Source organism: Micromonospora sp. NPDC049523 (assembly GCF_040676775.1).
Classification (GTDB): Bacteria; Actinomycetota; Actinomycetes; order Mycobacteriales; family Micromonosporaceae; genus Micromonospora_G.
The window spans coordinates 22,203-40,308 of the sequence record NZ_JBFAPP010000006.1 but is presented as its reverse complement, the minus strand read 5'-3'; the positions used below and the strand labels follow the sequence as shown (position 1 = coordinate 40,308).

10 protein-coding genes are annotated in these 18,106 nt (G+C 71.5%); 1 reads left to right on the top strand and 9 read right to left on the bottom strand.

The window, feature by feature from the left end; translation table 11 throughout:
- Positions 1 to 79 precede the first annotated feature (79 nt).
- Both AB0J90_RS10785 and AB0J90_RS10780 read right to left on the bottom strand, forming a co-directional pair.
- Complete coding sequence (locus AB0J90_RS10785; RefSeq protein WP_363594448.1) at positions 80 to 2,605, bottom strand: DNA topoisomerase IV subunit A; 2,526 nt, start codon at positions 2,603 to 2,605, stop codon at positions 80 to 82.
- Positions 2,606 to 2,711: 106 nt separating this feature from the next.
- Positions 2,712 to 4,769 carry a DNA topoisomerase IV subunit B gene (locus AB0J90_RS10780; RefSeq protein ID WP_363594446.1) on the bottom strand — a complete coding sequence of 686 codons (2,058 nt, stop codon included), beginning with the start codon at positions 4,767 to 4,769 and terminating at the stop codon, positions 2,712 to 2,714.
- A 282-nt stretch (positions 4,770 to 5,051) separates the two neighbouring features.
- On the opposite strand from AB0J90_RS10780, the gene AB0J90_RS10775 reads away from it, so the two are divergent.
- Complete coding sequence (locus tag AB0J90_RS10775) at positions 5,052 to 5,489, top strand: DoxX family protein (protein ID WP_363594444.1); 438 nt, start codon at positions 5,052 to 5,054, stop codon at positions 5,487 to 5,489.
- 68 nt (positions 5,490 to 5,557) lie between these two features.
- On the opposite strand, the gene AB0J90_RS10770 is transcribed toward AB0J90_RS10775, so the two are convergent.
- The 7 genes from AB0J90_RS10770 to AB0J90_RS10740 all read right to left on the bottom strand — a co-directional run bounded on the left by AB0J90_RS10770 (position 5,558) and on the right by AB0J90_RS10740 (position 17,996).
- Positions 5,558 to 6,532, bottom strand: a complete 975-nt coding sequence (locus tag AB0J90_RS10770; protein ID WP_363594442.1) for a fatty acid desaturase — start codon at positions 6,530 to 6,532, stop codon at positions 5,558 to 5,560.
- A gap of 107 nt (positions 6,533 to 6,639) precedes the next feature.
- Positions 6,640 to 7,563 carry a pyridoxal-phosphate dependent enzyme gene (locus tag AB0J90_RS10765; protein ID WP_363594440.1) on the bottom strand — a complete coding sequence of 308 codons (924 nt, stop codon included), beginning with the start codon at positions 7,561 to 7,563 and terminating at the stop codon, positions 6,640 to 6,642.
- Positions 7,564 to 7,655: 92 nt separating this feature from the next.
- A complete protein-coding gene (locus tag AB0J90_RS10760; RefSeq protein ID WP_363594438.1) occupies positions 7,656 to 15,065 on the bottom strand; it encodes an amino acid adenylation domain-containing protein in 7,410 nt (2,469 codons plus the stop codon).
- Positions 15,066 to 15,325: 260 nt separating this feature from the next.
- On the bottom strand, positions 15,326 to 16,099 hold the full coding sequence (locus AB0J90_RS10755) for an SDR family oxidoreductase (RefSeq protein ID WP_363594436.1): 774 nt from the start codon (positions 16,097 to 16,099) through the stop codon (positions 15,326 to 15,328).
- Positions 16,100 to 16,116: 17 nt separating this feature from the next.
- Entirely contained in the window at positions 16,117 to 16,599 is a 483-nt protein-coding gene (locus AB0J90_RS10750; protein WP_363594434.1) for an AAA family ATPase, read from the bottom strand.
- Positions 16,600 to 16,651: 52 nt separating this feature from the next.
- Positions 16,652 to 17,146: a GNAT family N-acetyltransferase gene (locus AB0J90_RS10745; protein ID WP_363594432.1), complete on the bottom strand. Its 495-nt coding sequence runs from the start codon at positions 17,144 to 17,146 to the stop codon at positions 16,652 to 16,654.
- Between the two features lie 55 nt (positions 17,147 to 17,201).
- On the bottom strand, positions 17,202 to 17,996 hold the full coding sequence (locus tag AB0J90_RS10740) for a TetR/AcrR family transcriptional regulator (RefSeq protein ID WP_363594430.1): 795 nt from the start codon (positions 17,994 to 17,996) through the stop codon (positions 17,202 to 17,204).
- Positions 17,997 to 18,106 lie beyond the last annotated feature (110 nt).

Genomic DNA, 18,106 nt, shown 5'->3' with positions numbered 1-18,106 from the left:
TCGTGGGAACCGGCCGGCCTCGCGACCACGTCCGCCGGTCGACCACGGAGGCCGACCGGCGGTGGTGCCATGGCCAGGGTCAGCCGCGTTCGACCAGGTGGCCGATGATGTCCGGGCCGAAGATGGCGGTGCCGGACCCGTCGCGGCGCTCGTCGGGGGCGGGCAGGGCGAGCGGCTCCCCCCGCTTGCTCGCACCGACCGGACGCGGCCCCACCCAGGCCACGACCAGCCGGGTCTCGCCCTTGAGGAACCGCTGTGCCCGCACTCCTCCGGTGGCCCGACCCTTGGCCGGGTAGAGGGCGAACGGGGTGACCTTCACGCCACTGCCGGTGCTGGTGACCACCATCGGGTCGCCCTGCCCCGGGTCGTCGGTCCGAACCGCCCCGAAGAACAGGACCTGCGCGTCGGCGGTGAGGTTGACGCCGGCCATGCCGCCGCCCTTGAGCCCCTGCGGGCGTACGAGCGGGGCCGGGAACCGCAGCAGCGAGGCGTCCGAGGTGACGAAGACGAGCGACTCCGTACCGTCGGCGAGCCAGGTCGCACCGACCACCTCGTCACCCTCGCGCAGGCCGATCACCTCGAACTCGTCGGCCCGGACCGGCCACTCCGGCGCGCACACCTTGACCACGCCCTGCCGGGTGCCCAGCGCAAGGCCGGGCGAACCGGCACCCTGGTCACCCAGGGGCGCGAGCCCCACGACGGTCTCCCCCGAGCGCAGCGACACCAACTCGGAGGCGGACATGCCGCCGCTGACCGAGACCGTGCCGGCCTGCTCGGGCAGCACCGGCAGCGGGAGTACGTCGGTCTTGAAGGCCCGACCGGCGCTGGTGATCAGGAGCACCTGGCCACGGGCGGTGGCGCGGACGACCGTACGGACCGCGTCGTGTTTCGTACGGCCGTTGCGGCGCCGCCCCTCGGAGGTCTCCTCGGACTCGGCGGCGGTCCGGGCGACCAGACCCGTCGCGGAGAGGATCACCTGGCAGGGGTCGTCGGCGACCTCCAGCGGACCGGCCGGCGCGGAGGCGGCGAGCACCTCCTTGAGGTCCCCGTCGACCAGGGTCGTACGCCGCGCGGTGGCGAAGTCCTTCACCACGGCGGCCAGTTCGTCGGAGACGACCTGGCGCAGTACGGCCTCGTCGTCGAGGATCGCCGACAGCGCGGCGATCTCGTTGCGCAACTGGTCCCGCTCGGCCTCGAGCTCGATCCGGTCGAACTTGGTCAGCCGGCGCAGCGGGGTGTCGAGGATGTAAGCGGCCTGGATCTCGGATAGCTGGAACCGGCCCATCAGGGCGTCCCGGGCGGCCAGGGCGTTGTCGCTGCCCCGGATCAACCGGACCACCTCGTCGATGTCGAGCAGCGCGATCAGCAGGCCGTCGACCAGGTGCAACCGGTCCTGACGCTTACGCCGACGGAACGTCGTACGGCGGGTCACCACCTGGTAGCGGTGGGCGAGGAACACCTCCAGCAGCGCCTTGAGGCCGAGGGTCTGCGGCTGCCCGTCCACCAGGACCAGGTTGTTCACGCCGAACGACTGCTCCAGCGGGGTGAGCCGGTAGAGGTCGGCGAGCAGCGCCTGCGGATTGACCCCGACCTTGCACTCGATGACCAGGCGGGTGCCGTTCTCCCGGTCGGTCAGGTCCTTCACGTCGGCGATGCCCTGCAGCCGGGCCGGCTGCCGCTGACCCTTGCGCGGGCCGGAGGTGATCGGCTTGCCGCGTACCTCGTCGGTGATGGCCTCGATGACCTTCTCCGCGCCGACGCCGTACGGCAGTTCGGTGACGGTGATGGCCTGCCGGCCCCGGCTGCCCTCCAGCGGGCCGATCGTCACCCGGCCCCGCATCCGGACCACACCGCGGCCGGTCTCGTACGCCTTGCGCACCTCGTCCAGGCCGAGCAGCAGGCCACCGGTCGGCAGGTCCGGGCCGGGGACGAACTCCATCAGCTTGTCCAGGGACGCGTCCGGGTGCTTGATCAGCCAGCGGGCCGCCGCGACCACCTCGCCGAGGTTGTGCGGAATCATGTTCGTGGCCATCCCGACCGCGATCCCCGAGGTGCCGTTGACCAGCAGGTTCGGAAAGGCGGCGGGCAGGACGCTGGGCTCGGACAGCGACCCGTCGTAGTTCGGCCGGAAGTCGACCGTGCCCTCGCCCAGTTCGCCGACCAGCAGCATCGCCTCGCGGGACATCCGCGCCTCGGTGTACCGGGCGGCGGCCGGCCCGTCGTCCGGTGAGCCGAAGTTGCCATGGCCGTCGATCAGCGGGACGTTGAGGGAGAAGTTCTGCGCCAGCCGGACCATCGCGTCGTAGATGGCGGTGTCGCCGTGCGGGTGGTACTTACCCATCACGTCACCGACGACGCGGGCCGACTTCACGTGGCCCCGGTCGGGCCGGTAACCCTGCTCGCTCATGGAGAACAGGATCCGGCGGTGCACCGGCTTGAGACCGTCGCGCGCGTCCGGCAGGGCCCGGGAGTGGATCACCGAGAAGGCGTACTCCAGGTAGGAGTCCTCCACCTCGGTGGCGAGCGGGTTGTCGAGAACCCGCGCCCCCGCCTGGTCGAAGGCGGACAGGTCGACCTTCGAGGGTTTGCCGGTACGGCGTGCCATGGCTGCGTGCTCTCTTCCATCCGTCGGCCGGTTTCGGCGACCGCTCTTCCTGCACAGCGACTCGGGCGTGGCGCAGCCGGCCCCGCGGGCGGCCGGCTGCGCTCCGTCAGGTGTCGATGGTCTCCTGGTCGACCCGGCTGGCGGAGTCGATGAGCCAGTTCTTGCGGGGTTCGACCTTCTCACCCATGAGCAGTTCCAGGACTTCCTCGGCCGCCTCGGCGTCGTCGAGTTTGATCCGCCGGACCGCGCGGGTGGCCGGGTTCATCGTGGTGTCCCACAACTCGTCGGCGTCCATCTCACCGAGCCCCTTGAACCGCGGGATCGGGGTGACGACCTGCTTGCCGGCCTTCTCCAGCCGGGCCACGGTGCTCGACATCTCGGCCTGGGTGTAGGTGTAGTGGGTCTCCGGGTTGCGCCCCTTGGTGCTGACCTTGTGCAGCGGTGGCACCGCCGCGAAGAGCCGTCCGGCCTCGATCACCGGTCGCATGTACTTCGCGAACAGGGTGATCAGCAGGGTACGGATGTGCGAGCCGTCCACGTCCGCGTCTGCCATGATCATGATCCGGCCGTAGCGGAGGGCGTCGAGGTCGAAGGTGCGACCCGAGCCGGCGCCGAGCACCTGGACGATCGCCGAACACTCCGCGTTGTCCAGCACCTGTTGCAGGCTGGCCTTCTGCACGTTCAGGATCTTGCCCCGGATCGGCAGCAGGGCCTGGTATTCCGACGACCGGGCCAGCCGGGCGGTGCCCAGCGCGCTGTCGCCCTCGACGATGAACAGCTCGCTGCGCTCGACCCCGGTGGAGCGGCAGTCCACCAGCTTCGGCGGCATCGAGGCGCCCTCGAGCGCGGTCTTGCGCCGGGCCGCGTCCTTCTGCTGCTTCTGGGTCAACCGGACCCGCGCGGCGTCCACGATCTTCTGCAGCACGGTACGCGCCTCGGCCTTGGTCCGCCGATCCTCCAGCCAGGCCTTGACCTGCTGCTCGACGACCGTCTGGACCACCTTGGTGACCGGGGCGGTGGAGAGTTCGTCCTTGGTCTGCGAGGTGAACTGCGGCTCCGGGATCCGCACGTGCACCACGACGGTCATGCCCTCGAGCACGTCGTCGAGGATCGGCGGATCCTCCTTCGGCTTGAGCAGACCGCGGGTGTTGCGGATCGCGGTGGTCAAGGCCCGTACGGCACCGCGCTCGAAACCCTTGCGGTGGGTGCCGCCGTGCACGTTGCGGATGGTGTTGGTGAAGGTCTCCACCGTCCGCTCGTAACCGGTCCCCCACTTGAGCGCGACCTCGACCTCGGCCCGGCGCTCCACGTTGCTCTGCATGACGCCGTGTTCGTCGGCGGCGTTCTCCCGGTAGGTGCCCTCACCGTTGATGAGCAGGGTGCCGGAGACCGGCTTGTCCCCGGCCGGGGTCAGGAAGTCCACCATGTCGCCGAGGCCGTTGGGAAAGTGGAACGTCTCGGTGGTGGGCTCCTCGGCGGTGTTGTCCCGCAGGGCGTAGGTGACGCCGGGCACCAGGAACGCGGTGTTGCGCAGCTTTGCCCGGACGGCCTCGACGTCGAGCGACGCCCCGGTCTCGAAGTAGCGGGCGTCGTGCCAGTAGCGGATGGAGGTGCCGGTGGAGGCGCCGCGCTTCATCCGGCCCAGCGACCGCAGCCCCGGTTGCCGGGCGAAGGCCGCGTCGGGTCCCGCGCCGTCGAAGACACCCGGTACGCCGTGCTGGAACGACATCTGGTGGACCTGCCCGCCGCGCGCGACGGTGACGTCGAACCGGTGAGAGAGCGCGTTGACCGCCGAGGCGCCCACACCGTGCAGACCACCTGAGGTCTTGTAGCCGGAGCCGCCGAACTTCCCGCCCGCGTGCAGCCGGGTCAGCACCAGTTCGACGCCGGAGAGCCCGGATCGCGCGTGCAGGTCGGTGGGGATGCCCCGGCCGTCGTCGTCCACCTGCACCGAACCGTCGGCGTGCAGGGTGACCTCGATGTGGGTGGCGTGACCGGCCACGCCCTCGTCGGTGGAGTTGTCCAGGATCTCGTTGAACAGGTGACCCACGCCACGGCTGTCGGTCGACCCGATGTACATGCCGGGTCGCTTCCGGACGGCGTCGAGGCCTTCCAGATGGGTGAGGTCATCTGCCCCGTACAGAATCTCAGGCTGTGCAGTCAACGAGCTGAACTCCCAGAGGTGCGGTGTTACACGCCGAGAATCGGCATGATCGTCGGTCGGCGGGCCGGCGCTGCCCGCGAGCCTACCTACTCCCCTGTCCGCTCTGACGGGACTGTCCGGGTCGGCGGTGCGCGGCGGGGACGGACATCACGTCATGGTGCCGTCGGGGTACGACAGGAAGTCTCCTGCCAGCACCACCGGCACGCAAATCTTGTCATTGCAAAGTTGCCCAGGACCAGGCTATGTTGTCACCGTAAAGATTCGCGGGACGAAGGACAATCGATGGCTCCCCTTATCGCCCTGACCACCGGTTTTGTCATTCTGCGCCTGCTCGGCGCGGCCGGCGTTGACGCCCTCGACGGCTGGTTACCCGCCCTGCGCGGCGGCCTGGCGCTGATGTTCCTGCTCACCGCCAGCGCGCACTTCGTCGGGCGACGGCGGGCCGACCTGATCGCCATGGTGCCCCGCCGGCTCCCCCGCCCGGACCTGCTGGTCACGGTCACCGGAGTTCTCGAACTCGCCGGTGCGGTCGGGCTGCTGCTGCCCGCCACCGCCCCCTGGGCCGCGGGCTGCCTGGCCCTGCTCATGCTCGCCATGTTCCCGGCGAACTACGACGCCGCCCGGCGCGGGCTGACCCTCGCCGGGCGGCCGGTCACCCCACTCGCCGCCCGTACGCTGCTCCAGGTCGTGTTCGTGGCCGCTGCCGTCGCCGCGGTCTGACCCGCGACGGCGGCGGCCCGGCCACGTCGCGCCGGGCCGCTCTTCGACCGGCGAAGGCCGGTCACCGCTCAGACGGTCGACGCCGTACGGTCGCTCGAGGCCTGCCGACCGGCCGCCACCTGTTGCCGGTGGCGGCGCAGCTCACGCCAGAGCAGCCGGTAGAAGTCGGCGTAACTGCGCTCGACGTTCGTCGCGTACAGCCGCGTCTCCTCGTGCCGGCCGGGCAGTTGGTTGATCGGCACCGTCATCGCCGCATGGTGCTCGATGTGCAGGTTGTTGCCGTTGGTGTACCAGGTGCTCAACCAGCTACCGCGGATCGAGCGGGTGTTGCGCAGCACGTCGGTGGTGTCGGTCTCGCAGAGCAGATGCTCGGGCAACTCCACCAGGAAGTGCATCGGCACCGCGAGCAGCAGGGGCAGGACCCACAACCGGAGCGGGTACTGCCCGTACCCGGCCAGGGCGAGACCCACGGCGGCCAGCACCACCGCACCCAGGATGAGGTGTTCGGTGACTATCTTGCGCCGCATGGTCGGGCTGACCGCGCCGTACTGGTAACTCCACCGGCCGGTCGCCGACCGGACGACGTCCAGCCCGACCGAGCCGAGCCTCGGATAGTCGAGCAGCCCGCGCAGCAGGCCCGGCGCGGTGATCGGCTTACGGGTGTCGAACCCGAAGAACTCGGTGTCCTGAGGGGTACCGAGGAACCGGTGGTGCTGCAGATGGCGCAGCCGGTAGTGGCTGTAGACCACCAGCAGCGGAAGTCCCAGTGGCACGCCGACGAGGCGGTGCGGCAACGAGTTCCGGAACGCCGAATGGTGCAGACACTGGTGCTGCAACTCCACCGCGTGGGTGTACATCGCCGCGAGCAGCACCACACCGAGCGCGACGAGCAGCGGCTCCGGCCGCAGCGCGAGCGCCACGCCCGCCGCGGTGAGTACGGCCAGCACCGCCAGCTTGGCAACGAAGACCCGTTCGTCCGAACCGGACACTCGGGTACGGGTGAACAGCAGCGCTGGTCCGGGTACTGCGGTTGTTACGGTCATCACGTCTCCAGGGCGTGGGTGATCGCGGTCTGAGGGATGTCGGCGCGCTGCGTCCGGGTGGGAAACACGGGCGCACCGGTTCGTCGTGGGTGGGTGTGCGGTGCTGGTCAGCGGCCGCTGAGCAGCACCACGTGGGTTCCCGGCGCCAGGCCGACCTCGTCCGCCCGGGCGAGCAGACCCGCCAGCGCGACGGCTCCGGCGGCGGTGGGGTGGGCGCCGTAGCCGGCGAGTGCGGTACGGGCCTCGCAGAGCTGCCGGTCGTCGACGCCGTACGCCGCTCCGCCGGTGTCGGCGATCGCGGCCATCGCCTCCGGTCCCTGCAGGGCGTGCCAATTGACCAGCGGCTGGTTGTGATCGGTGGTGCTGACCCCGTCGGGCGGGAGCATCCGGTACTCACCCGGCCAACTCGTCAACACCGGGTTGTTGCCGGCGGAGCCGACCCCGTTGATCACCGTCGGCCAGTCCAGGGCACGCAACTGGCGGTGCACCGCGATGATCGTGGTGCCGTTGCCGACCGGGATCCAGAGCGCGGCCGGAGGCTCACCGAGCACCGCCCGCAGCGCCGGGACCACCACGCCGTGCCCGGCGAAGACCGCGTCGACGTACGGGCCGTCCACGTTGCCGTCGATCGCGCCGTCCTCGGCCGCGAGCCGGCGGGACTCGTCCACCGCGTCCTCGTAGCTGCCCGGCACCAGGTGCACCCGCGCGCCGGCCGCCCGCATGAACGCACCGCCGTCACTCCAACCCTCCGGGAGCACGACCGTGCAGGCCAGCCCGGCGGCGCGGGTCGCCATCGCCATCGCCCGCCCGTAGTTGCCGCAGGTGGCGACGACAACGTGCCGGTAGCCGTCGGCGATGGCGCGGGCCACCACCGCACGTGCGGCCGGCTCCTTGTGGCTGCCAGAGGCGTACCTGGTCTCGTCCTTGACCAGGATCCGTACGCCCGGCACCAGGCCGGCGGCCTCGATCAGCGGGGTGCCGTACGCGTCGGTGGGCGCTTCGTCGGCGGCGGCGAGGGTGTCGATGGACATGGGGATCCTCAGATCTGGCCGGGGTGGCCGGTGAAAGATGGCTGGGGCCGGTGACTGGGTCGACCGGTGTCGGGCGGTTGGTGGGGGTCGGCTCAGTTCCTGGTCGCGAGCAGCAGTTCGTCGGCCTCGCGCTGGAGGGTGTCCCGGTCGCCGATCTCGGCCGGAGGTACGGCGTCCGGCAGGTGGTCCTCGATCAGCCGCAGCGGACGGTTGAACCAGCCCCGGATCGCCCAGCCGAGTTGGAGCAGCCCGCTGACGATGACCAGCAGGGCGAGGCCGCGTCCGGGTCCGGTGCCGATCAGGGCACCGACGGTGTCGGCGAGCCCGCCGCCCGGTTCGAGCAGCGGCTGGACGTAGTGGTCGGCCAGCGGCCCGACCACCAGGTAGCCCAGCGGCATGGTCAGCATCATCACCGTGATGAAGATCGACAGGACCCGGCCCTGCAGCTCGAAGCCGACCTTGCTCTGGATCAGCGCGATCCAGTGGCCCTCGGTGACCGACTCGCCGAAGGTGAGCAGGAACATGCCGATCACGGCGAAGACCGGGCTGGCCCCGACACCGACGATCGCCATCGCCAGGCTGGCCAGGCCCATGAAGATGATCATTCCGTTCGCCCGCCGGGCGGTGCCGCCCCACAGCCCCATCAGCAGGCTGCCGCAGAGCCCGCCGAGACCACCTGCGGAGAGCGCCGCGCCGAGCGCCATCGGGGACTGCTCGATCAGCAGCATCGGGGTGATGACCGCGAAGCCGAGCGTGTAGAGGGCGTGGTCGATGACGAAGAAGCGCAGTGCCGCGCGGAGTCCCGGACGGCGAGCGATGTAGCGCCAGCCGTTGGCGACCTCGCGCCGGAACGTCTCCTCCCGCTTCCTGAACATCAGGTCCGGGAAGCGGACGAAGAGCAGGGTGCTCACCCCGACGCAGAAGGTCAGTACGTCGAGCAGGATCACCCCGGAGATGCCGATCAGACCGATCAGGCCGGCGCCGAGCATCGGCGCGAACACCAGGCCGAAGTTGACCCCGAGCTGGCTGATCCCGTTCGCGTGGCCCAGGTAGCGCTTGGGCACCAACTGGGCCACCGCGGCCAGGTAGGCGGGTCGTTGGAAGGCACCGGCGACCGAGGTGACCGACACCGCCAGGTAGACCTGCCAGAGTTCCAGCCCACCGCCGAGGACCGCCAGGCCGAGCGTGCCCATCGCGAGGGCCGCCGCCGCGTCGCTGGCGAGCATGACCCGTCGCCGGTCCCACCGGTCGGCGACCGCGCCGGCCACCGGGCCGACCAGGATCCCGGGCAGCATGCCGATTGCGCTGACCACGGCGAAGTCCGTGATCGCACCGGTCTGCTGGTAGACCCAGATGCTCAGCACCAGCGTGCTGAGTCCACTGCCGATCATCGACACGAACTGACCGAAGGCGACCAGCGCGAACCGAGACAGGCTCGGCGACGGCCGGCGGCGTACCACCGGGACGACCGCTGGCACGGGCACGGTCGCCGGCACGGTCGCGGTCTGCGGGTCGGCGCCGGGCCGTGCCGGCTCGGCCTGCGTGAAATCGGCACCGGTACGCCGCAGCCACTGCCGAGCCCGCTCCACCAGGACCCGGGCCAGCGGCTCGGGGTGGCTGCGGACGAAGAAGTGACCGGCCTTCGGCAAGACGGCGAGGTCGACCTCGGTGGCGAAGTGCTCCCACTCGCGGTACCGCTCCTGGTGGTGCTCGGTCACCCGGTCACGGGCGCCGACGACCGCCAGCACCGGGGCGTGCAGCCGAGCCGGCTGCGCGCCCCGGTAGTCCGCGGTGAAGTACTCCTCCGCGTCCCGCGCGTCGTGCCGTACGTTGCGCAGCACGAACGCCTCGTCCTCGGGACGGTCCAGGTCGGTGAAGCCGCCCCGCCCGCGCAGGTAGGACAGGTACTCCCGGTCGGAGGTGAACCGGTCGGTCGGCACCAGCCGGTAGAACCAGTCGAAGAACCGTCCGGGCAGCCGGGCGGTGGGGAAACCCGCGCCGAGACCGACCCCGATCAACTCGACCCCGGCCGCCTCGGCCCGGCGGGCGATCTCCATGGTGACCGCGACCCCGAGGCAGTGCCCGTAGAGCAGGACCGGCCCGGTCAGCGCCTCGACTTCGGGCAGCACCAGGGCGGCCACCTCGGTACCGGGCAGCAGCGCTTCGTCCGGCCGGCTCTGGTCGTGACCGGGCAGTTCCAGCGCGTAGAGCGCCCAGTTCGCGGGCAGGGCCGCCGCGAGCGGCTGGTACGCGATCGCGCTGCCCCCGGAGTAGGGCACCGCGACCACGGTCACGCCGCCGGTCGCCGGGTCGGCGTCGTTCGGCGTCATCCGGTGCAGCAGCCGTTCCGGTCCGCCGGTCGGTTCGGCCGGTCGCCGGTCGAGCAGCGCGGCGAGCGTACGGACGGTCGGGTGCTGGTACAGCTCGATCAGCGTCGGCGCGGGATCGATCCGGCGAACCAGGCGCAGGGCGGTGAACGAGTCCCCGCCGAGAGAGAAGAAACTGTCGTCGATGCCGATCCCGGTCACCCCGAGCGTCTCGGCCCAGACCGCCGCCAGGCGCCGCTCGGTGGGCGTACGCGGTGCCGTGCCGCCGGTTGCCGTACCCGCGTCGGGCGGTGCCGGTAGCGCCCGACGGTCGAGTTTGCCGTTCGGTGTGAGCGGCAGCCGGGGCAGCGCGACCACCCGCGCCGGCACCATGTGCACCGGCAGGCTGGCGGCAAGCGCGTCGCGTACGTCGGACTCGGTGACCTCGGCGCCCGGCCGGGCGACCAGGTAGCCGACGAGTTGGGCGATCCCGGACGGCAGCTGGTGCACGGCCGCGGCGCAGGCCAGCACCCCGTCCAGGGTGCCCATGACGGCCTCGACCTCGCCCAGCTCCACCCGATAGCCGTTGATCTTGACCTGGTCGTCGAGTCGGCCGAGGAAGTCGACGTTGCCGTCCCGGTGGAACCGGGCCGCGTCCCCGGTCCGGTACATCCGGGCCGGCTCGGTCACCCCGTCGCCGACCCCAGCCGCGTCCTGCTCCGCGCCGGAGCGGACGGCACCGGATGGCGCGTGGGCGAAGGGGTCGGGGACGAAACGTTCGGCGGTCAGCTCCGGCCGGTCGTGGTATCCGGGCGCGACTCCCACGCCACCGAGGTACAGCTCGCCGACCACCCCGGCGGGCACCGGCTGGCCGTACGCGTCGAGCACGTACACCCGGTTGTTCGGGAAGGGCTGCCCGATCGGCAGCGGCGCGTCCGGCGGCAACCCGTCCACGTCACCGTCGAAGTAGACGTTGTCCACGGTGACCTCGGTGACGCCGTACGCGTTCACCACCCGGTTCCCTGCCCCGACCAGCCGCCGGGCCTGCTGGTACTCCCGTACGTGCCACTTCTCGCCGCCGCCGATCAGCAACCGCACGAAGTCCAGCCGTTCCCCACTCGCCTCCACGTGCGCGAGCAGCGTACGCAGCACCGCCGGTACGAGTTCGGTGCAGTTGACCTGCTCGTCGCGCATCAACGCGTACAGGTCGGCGGGGTCGAGCAGCACCTCGCGGGGCACCACCACCAACCGGCCGCCGGTGCAGTGCGCCCGCAGCGTCTCGCCGACGAACATGTCGAAGGAGAAGCTGGCCGCCTGCTGGTACGTCCACCCCGGATCGAGCCGGTACGCGCGCTGCCACATCACCGCCGCGTGCACCAGGTTGCCGTGGTTGACCACCACGCCCTTGGCCCGCCCGGTCGAGCCGGAGGTGTAGATGACGTACGCCGGGTCGGCCGGCACGTTCACACCGGGCAGGTCGGTGCTGTCGTACGTGTCGATCGTCGCCGCGTCCCGGTCCAGCGCCAGCGTCGCCACCCCGTCGGGGGTCTGCGGGGCACCGGTCAGGTCGAGCCGGGTCACCAGGGCCAGCGCACGGCTGTCGGTCAGCATGTAGTGCAGCCGGTCCGGCGGGTACGCCGGGTCCAGCGGCACGTACGCACCGCCGGCCTTGAGCACCGCCCACATCGCCACGAACAGCTCGATCCCCCGGTCGAGGCAGATCGCCACCCGACCGCCGGGGCGTACACCGCGCTCACGCAGCAGCCGGGCGAGCCGGTTGGCCCGCTCGTTGAGCTGCCGGTAGCTGATCGTGGTATCCCCGTAGGTGAGCGCCGGCGCGGCCGGTGTCGCCGCCGCGCACCGCTCGAACAGCTCGTGCAGCCCGTCGGCGGCCGGCACGTCCGCGGCGTGGTCGTTCCAGTCGTGCAGGATCCGGTTCCGCTCGGCCGGGGTGAGCAGGTCCAGCCGGGTGACCGGGGTGGACGGTGCCTCGACCCCGGCCACCAGCAGGGTGGTCAGGTGGTCCAGCAGCGCCTCGACCCGCTCGGCGTCGAAGAGTTCGGTGGCGTAGTCGACGCTGAGCACCGGACCGTCGACGGGGAAGTCCAGGCCGACCGCGAGGTCCACCATGGTCGCCGCCGGGGCCACCTCACCGGCGTACCGGACCTGGTCGGTACCGGGCACGGGCGTGTTGTGCACGGTCAGCATCACCCCGCTGAGCCGGTTGCGGTTACCGCTGGCCGGTCGCCGGGTGGCCGCGATGATGTCCGGCAGCGACAGTTCCTGGTGGTCGAGGTCGCGGACCACCGCAGCGCGTACCCGCTCCAGCAGTTCGGCGAAGGTCGGCTCGCCGCCGACGTCACCGCGCATCGGCAGGATGTTGAGCACCGGTCCGACCAGCGACTCCAGCTCCGGCTCGGTCCGCCCGGCCACCGGCGCCAGCACCGTGACGTCGGTCCGACCGGTGTAGCGCAGCAGCACCGACTGGAGCCCCGCCAGCACCACCATGAAGAGGCTGGCCCGATGCGCCCGGCCGCACCCGCGCAACCGGTCGACCAGTTCCGGGTCGAGCGGCCGGGACACCCGGGCCGCGGCGAACGACCGTACGGGTGGGCGCGGGCGGTCGGCCGGCAGGTCCAAGTCCAGGTCGGCGTCGGCGAACCGGTCCCGCCAGTACCCGGTCAGCGACTCGTCGGCGGAGTGGGCGAGGCGCCGGGCGGCGAGGTCCGGCAGCGGGTGCGGCGGGGTGGGTACCGGTGCACGACCGGCCGACAGGTCCCGGTAGTGCCGGGCCAGTTCGTCGCCGAGCACCCCGACCGACCAGCCGTCGAACACCAGGTGGTGGACCACGAGCAGCAGTTCGTCGTGGTCGCCGGTACGCAGCAGTAGTGCCCGCGCGAGCGGCCCGTCGGCCAGGTCGATTGGCTCCCGTACGGCCTGCCGGCGCACCTCTTCGAGCCGGGGTCCGCGCCGTTGCGGCGGCAGGTCCCGCAGATCGACCTCGGACAGCTCGACCGTGGCGTCCGGTGCGATCACCATCCGTGGTTCGTCACCGTCGAGCGGGAACCGGGCCCGCAGCAGGGGATGCCGGCGGGCCAGCTCGGCCAGACAGGCGGCCACGGTGTCGGCGCTGACCGGTCCGGTCATCCGGTACCTGATGCCGAGCGTGTGTGCCGGCAGGTCGCCGCTGACCTGCTCGGCGATCCAGAAGTCGCGCTGCAGCGGGGAAAGCGGGAGTTCCAGCCGCTCCGGGTCGGGCTCGTCCGTGGACACCGCCGGGTCCGGCGTTCCGGGCTGCACCGCCGGGTCGGGTGTTCCGTTCGGTGCCGTCGGGTCCGGTGCCGTGGTCGACGCAGCCGCCGGGGCGGTCGAGCGGACCAGTTCGGCAAGTTCGGTCAGGGTCGGCGCCGCGTAGAGCTGCCCGAGTGTGAGGTCCGCACCGTACTCGCGCCGCAGCGCGCTGGTCAGCCGGATCGCGTCGAGCGAGTCGGCGCCGAGGGCGAAGAAGTCGTCGGTGGCCGCGACGTCGGCGAGACCGAGCAGCTCCACCCAGAGCCGGCCGACCCGCACCGCGTACGGGTCGCCGATCGCCGCCGTCGGGTCCGGGCCGGTCGCCGTCGCGGCAACCGGTACGGCGGCGAGCGCGGCCCGGTCGACCTTGCCCTGCGGGGTGAGCGGGAAGCGGGGGTGGCCGACGATCGCGGCCGGCACGAGGTAGGCAGGCAGGGTCGCGGCGAGCTGCCGCCGTACCGCGACCGGGTCGACCTCGCCCTGCGCGGCCGTCAGGTGTCCGATCAGCCTCGGCTGCCCGGAACGCTCGTCGACCAGGACCACCGCGTCGGTGCTGCCGGGCAGCGCCCGCAGGGCGGACTCGATCTCACCCAGCTCGACCCGGAAGCCACGGATCTTCACCTGGTGGTCGAACCGGCCCAGGTAGGCAAGCTCTCCGTCGGCAAGCTGTCGGACCCTGTCCCCGGTGCGGTACTGCGGCGTGCCGTCCGGGCCGGGCCGGAAACGCTCGGCGGTCAGCTCGGGGCGGCGCAGGTAGCCGGTGGCCACACCCGCGCCACCGACGACCAGCTCACCCGGCTCGCCGACTGACACCGGCACCCCGGACGGATCGAGCACCCGGACGGTGACACCCGGCAGCGGGTGCCCGATCGGCACCGGTCCGTCGCCACTCCAGCCGGTGAGGTCCGCGACCGTGGCGACCACCGTCGTCTCGGTCGGCCCGTACGTGTTGAGCAGCCGTACGGCCGAACCGGCGCGGGCCTGCCAACGCCGTACGGCACCCGGCTGTGCCGCCTCCCCGCCGATGATCACCAGCCGGACCGTCGCCGGCAGTTCCGCCTCACCCTGGTCGAGCGCCACGACCAACTCGTGCCAGTACGCGGTGGGCAGGTCGAGCACGGTGACGGCAAGCGCGGCGCAGCGGTCCAGGAACAGGTCCGGGCGGCTGATCATGTCCTCGTCCCGGACCACCACGGTCGCGCCCGCGACCAGCGGCGGGAAGATCTCCTCGACGCTGGCGTCGAAGCTGAGGGAGGCGAACTGGAGCACCCGGTCGGCCGGGGTGAGCGCGTACCGGTCCCGGGCGGCGACGCAGAAGTGGTCCAGCGCCCGGCGCGGCAGCACCACACCTTTGGGCCGGCCGGTCGAGCCGGAGGTGAAGATGACGTACGCCGGGTCCTCGCCGACGGCTCGGGTGACCGGAGCCGCGTCTGCGGACAGCCCGGGTGCGCCGATCCGGAGCACCTCGGTCCCCTCGGGCAGCGGCGGCGGCTCGACGTCGGCGGCCACGAGCACCAGCCGGGGCCGTACGTCCTCGACCATGAGGGCCAGCCGGGCCGCCGGGTAGCCGGGGTCGAACGGCACGTATCCCGCACCGGCCCGGAGCACCGCGAGCATCGCCACCACCGCCGTGCGACCTCGGCCGAGGCAGAGGCCGACCAGGTCGCCACCGCTCACCCCGGCTCCGGCGAGGGTGCCGGCGAGGTCGGTCACCTCGGCGAGCAGCTCCGCGTAGGTCAGCTCGCCGGTCGTGTCGACGAGGGCGACCGCCGTCGGTGCGCGGTGTGCCCAGTCGTCGATCGCGTCGAGCACGTCGGCCGGAACACCCCGGGTACCCGAGGACTCCGTCCGGGGGTCGACGGATCGGCCGACGTCGGACAGGTCGACGGCAGGTACGACACCCACGGTGGATCTCCTTGGCCTTCGCAGCGCGATCGGGGACAGCGCTGAGACGCTACGAAGGAAGTGCCGGCGGTGGGTGAACCCGCGGCGAACATCAGCCCATGATCAAGTCCGCCTTACATGACTATTTGCGAATAGGTCGATTGGCTGTTGATAGCGGTCGATTGTCCTATCCGAACCGGTCATCGCCGTCGATACGCTCGGTCGGCGGTCGGCGTGCAGCCCTGATCGGACCGACCGGGGTGGACGGGCCCTCGGCGCGATCAGGTGGCCTCGGGATCCAGTCCCAGCGCCGAACGGCCGCCGTCCACCGGCAGGATCGCGCCGTTGACAAAACTCGCCTGGTCGGAGAGGAGATAGGCCACCGTCGCCGCCACCTCGTCGGGGCGACCCACCCGGCCCAGCGGGTGCAGTCGGGCCATCTCCGCCTCCACCCCGGCCGCCTCCCGCTGTGGGAGACCGGCAAGGAGCGCCTCGTAGCGCTCGGTGGTGATGCTGCCGAGCGCGACGGCATTGACCCGGATGCCGTACGGCCCGTAGTCGACCGCCGCCGCGCGGGTCAGTCCCTCGATGGCAGCCTTTGCCGTGGCATAGGACAGCGCGCCGCGTACCGCGCGTCGGGCCTGGTGGGAGGAGATGTTCACGACCGCTCCCGGCGTACCGGCGGCGAGGAAACGGCGGACCGCCGTCGCGCAGCCGACCACGGCCGGCTCGACGTTGGTGGCGATCAGGTCGGCGACCTCGCGGGCCGGTGCGGAGTGCAGCGCCGCGACCCGGAAGATCGCGGCGTTGTTGACCCAGCCGGCAAAGGTTCCCGCCGTCGCCGCGAGATCGGCGGCCGCCTCGGTCACCTCCTCGTCGGCGGCGTTGCCGGGGAGCGCGACGAGTCGCGCACCGGCCGGATGGTCCGCCGTCCAGGCCAGAGCGCTGGGATCGAGTTCGACCACCACGACCGCGTGACCGTCTTCGAGCAGCCGCTCCACGATGGAGCGGCCGACCCCTCGACCACCACCGGTCACCACGTACGAAAACGGCACGGCATTTCCTTCCGCTACTAAGGGGTCTCCGACCCGGCGAGGTCCTCCACCTGCTCGACGACCGATTCGAGCGGTGCGCGGGCATCGATCTCGACGGTGGCGGTGGCCCGGAGCAGGGGTTCCACGACGGCCACGTGCTCGAGGATCGCGGCCCGTTCGTCGGGCCGCTTGCCGTACGGGTTGTTCGTCCGGCTGGCGATGCGCGACAGCAGCACCTCGACCGGGGCGCTGAGCAGCACCACGTGGTCGAACTCCGGATAGAACCGGCCCTGGTTGCTCTTGCAGCCGGCCACGAACAGGTGGCCCGTCCGATGGCCGGCGAGCAGGTCCGTCATGGCCTGTTCACGCCAGATCCAGTCGGGTGACCCGTCCGGCTGGGTCACCCAGTGGCTCCAGCGGTCGGTGTCGGTATCGACCGTCCGATGCCCTCGCGCACCGAGGACACCCAGCACCGTCGACTTGCCGGTGCCCGACATCCCGGTGATCAGGACCTTCGCCATCCCGTGAGCCTAGAAGCCGCGGGCGGCGGACGCAGTCCGGGCGGCGTGCGCGTCAGCGGAGCGGTTTGGCGAACCAGTGCTCGGCGTACGGGCTGTCGTTGAACGGCTCCACCTCGACGTACCCGTGCCGGGCGTAGAGCCCGCGCGCCTCGACCAGGTCGTGTCGGGTGTCGAGCCGCAGCCGCGAAAGCCCTCGGCTCCGGGCGGCCTGCTCCAGCCCGGTCAGCAGCCTCGACGCGATCCCCCGGCCTCGGGCGGAACCGGCGACGAAGACCCGGGTGACCTCGCCCAGGCCGTCCGGCAGCAGACGCAGGCCGGCACAACCGACCGGTGTGGTGCCGTCGGTTGCCAGCCAGAAGAAACCGTGCGGCGGCACGAGGTCGTCGCTGGGTTCGTCGAGCAACACCGCGTCGAGTTCGGCGGGAGTCGCCGGCCGGCCGTGGTAACGGCTCACGATGTCGTCGTAGTAGTCGCGCAGGATCCCGCTGCCGATGTCGGAGTCGGGGCGCACCAGGTCGATCGAGATGGTTGTCGGGTTCTGTGGCACGCCGGCCATGGTCGCCGAGTCCGCCGCCGACCGCCAATCCTTTTCGTGACCGGGCCTACGCGGACCTCGCCATGGCGGACTCGATGCCGTCGAGCAGCACGGCGAGGCCGAACTTGAACGTCTCCCGCGACTCCTGCTCCAGGTAGGGCACGGTCTCGTCGTCGAGCTGGAAACCCTGGTCGCCCTCCATCCGGGTCACGGTCGGGAACCGCTCGGCGAAGTCGGGCGCGACCTGCGCCAGGAGGGCCGAACGGGCGTACCACCAGTCCTCGTCCGACATCCCGGTGGCCACCTTCGCGTGCCGGGCCTCCGTCGCCGTCTGGGCGATGCCCCGCACGAAGTGGAACAGCGTGCCGACCGTACGTCGCAGCGTCTTCGCGTCGAGCCCGGTCCGGTAGAGGATCCGCAGCAGCGTCTCCAGTACGACGTACTCGTTCGGTCCGAGCACCGGTCGGGCCTGGGACACCTGCAGCACCCAGGGGTGGCGCAGGTAGAACTCCCAGAGGTCACCGGCCCAGGCGCTGAGCGTGGCCCGCCAGCCCGGCTCCGGGGCGTACTCGGTGGGCAGTTCGGCGTGTGCCCGGTCGTACATGAGGTCGAGCAGTTCGGCCTTGTTCGGCACGTACGTGTAGAGGGCCATCGCCGTACGTCCGAATCGCTCGCCCACCGCGCGCATGGACAGGCCGGCCATGCCGTCCCGGTCGGCCACCTCGATCGCGGCGTCCACGATCTCGTCCACGTTCAGTGCCGGCTTGGGTCCCGGACCGGTCCGCGCCTCGGGCGAGCCCGGGGTACGCCACAGCAGGGCCATCGAACGGCGGGGATCACCCTGGCCGGCAAAGACCACCACTTGCAACTCCTTAGCGCATAAACTAACCTCGTCAGGTTATCTTTTTATGCCGTAAGGATATCAGGGGGAACGGTATGGGAACCGACCACACCAGCCAGCCGTCGGGCGAC

What these genes read in the sequence shown, in the direction of transcription:
- AB0J90_RS10785 (WP_363594448.1), bottom strand. Translation starts at nt 2,605, where the DNA reads ATGGCACGCCGTACCGGCAAACCCTCGAAGGTCGACCTGTCCGCCTTC.
- AB0J90_RS10775 (WP_363594444.1), top strand. Translation starts at nt 5,052, where the DNA reads ATGGCTCCCCTTATCGCCCTGACCACCGGTTTTGTCATTCTGCGCCTG.
- AB0J90_RS10770 (WP_363594442.1), bottom strand. Translation starts at nt 6,532, where the DNA reads ATGACCGTAACAACCGCAGTACCCGGACCAGCGCTGCTGTTCACCCGT.
- AB0J90_RS10765 (WP_363594440.1), bottom strand. Translation starts at nt 7,563, where the DNA reads ATGTCCATCGACACCCTCGCCGCCGCCGACGAAGCGCCCACCGACGCG.
- AB0J90_RS10750 (WP_363594434.1), bottom strand. Translation starts at nt 16,599, where the DNA reads ATGGCGAAGGTCCTGATCACCGGGATGTCGGGCACCGGCAAGTCGACG.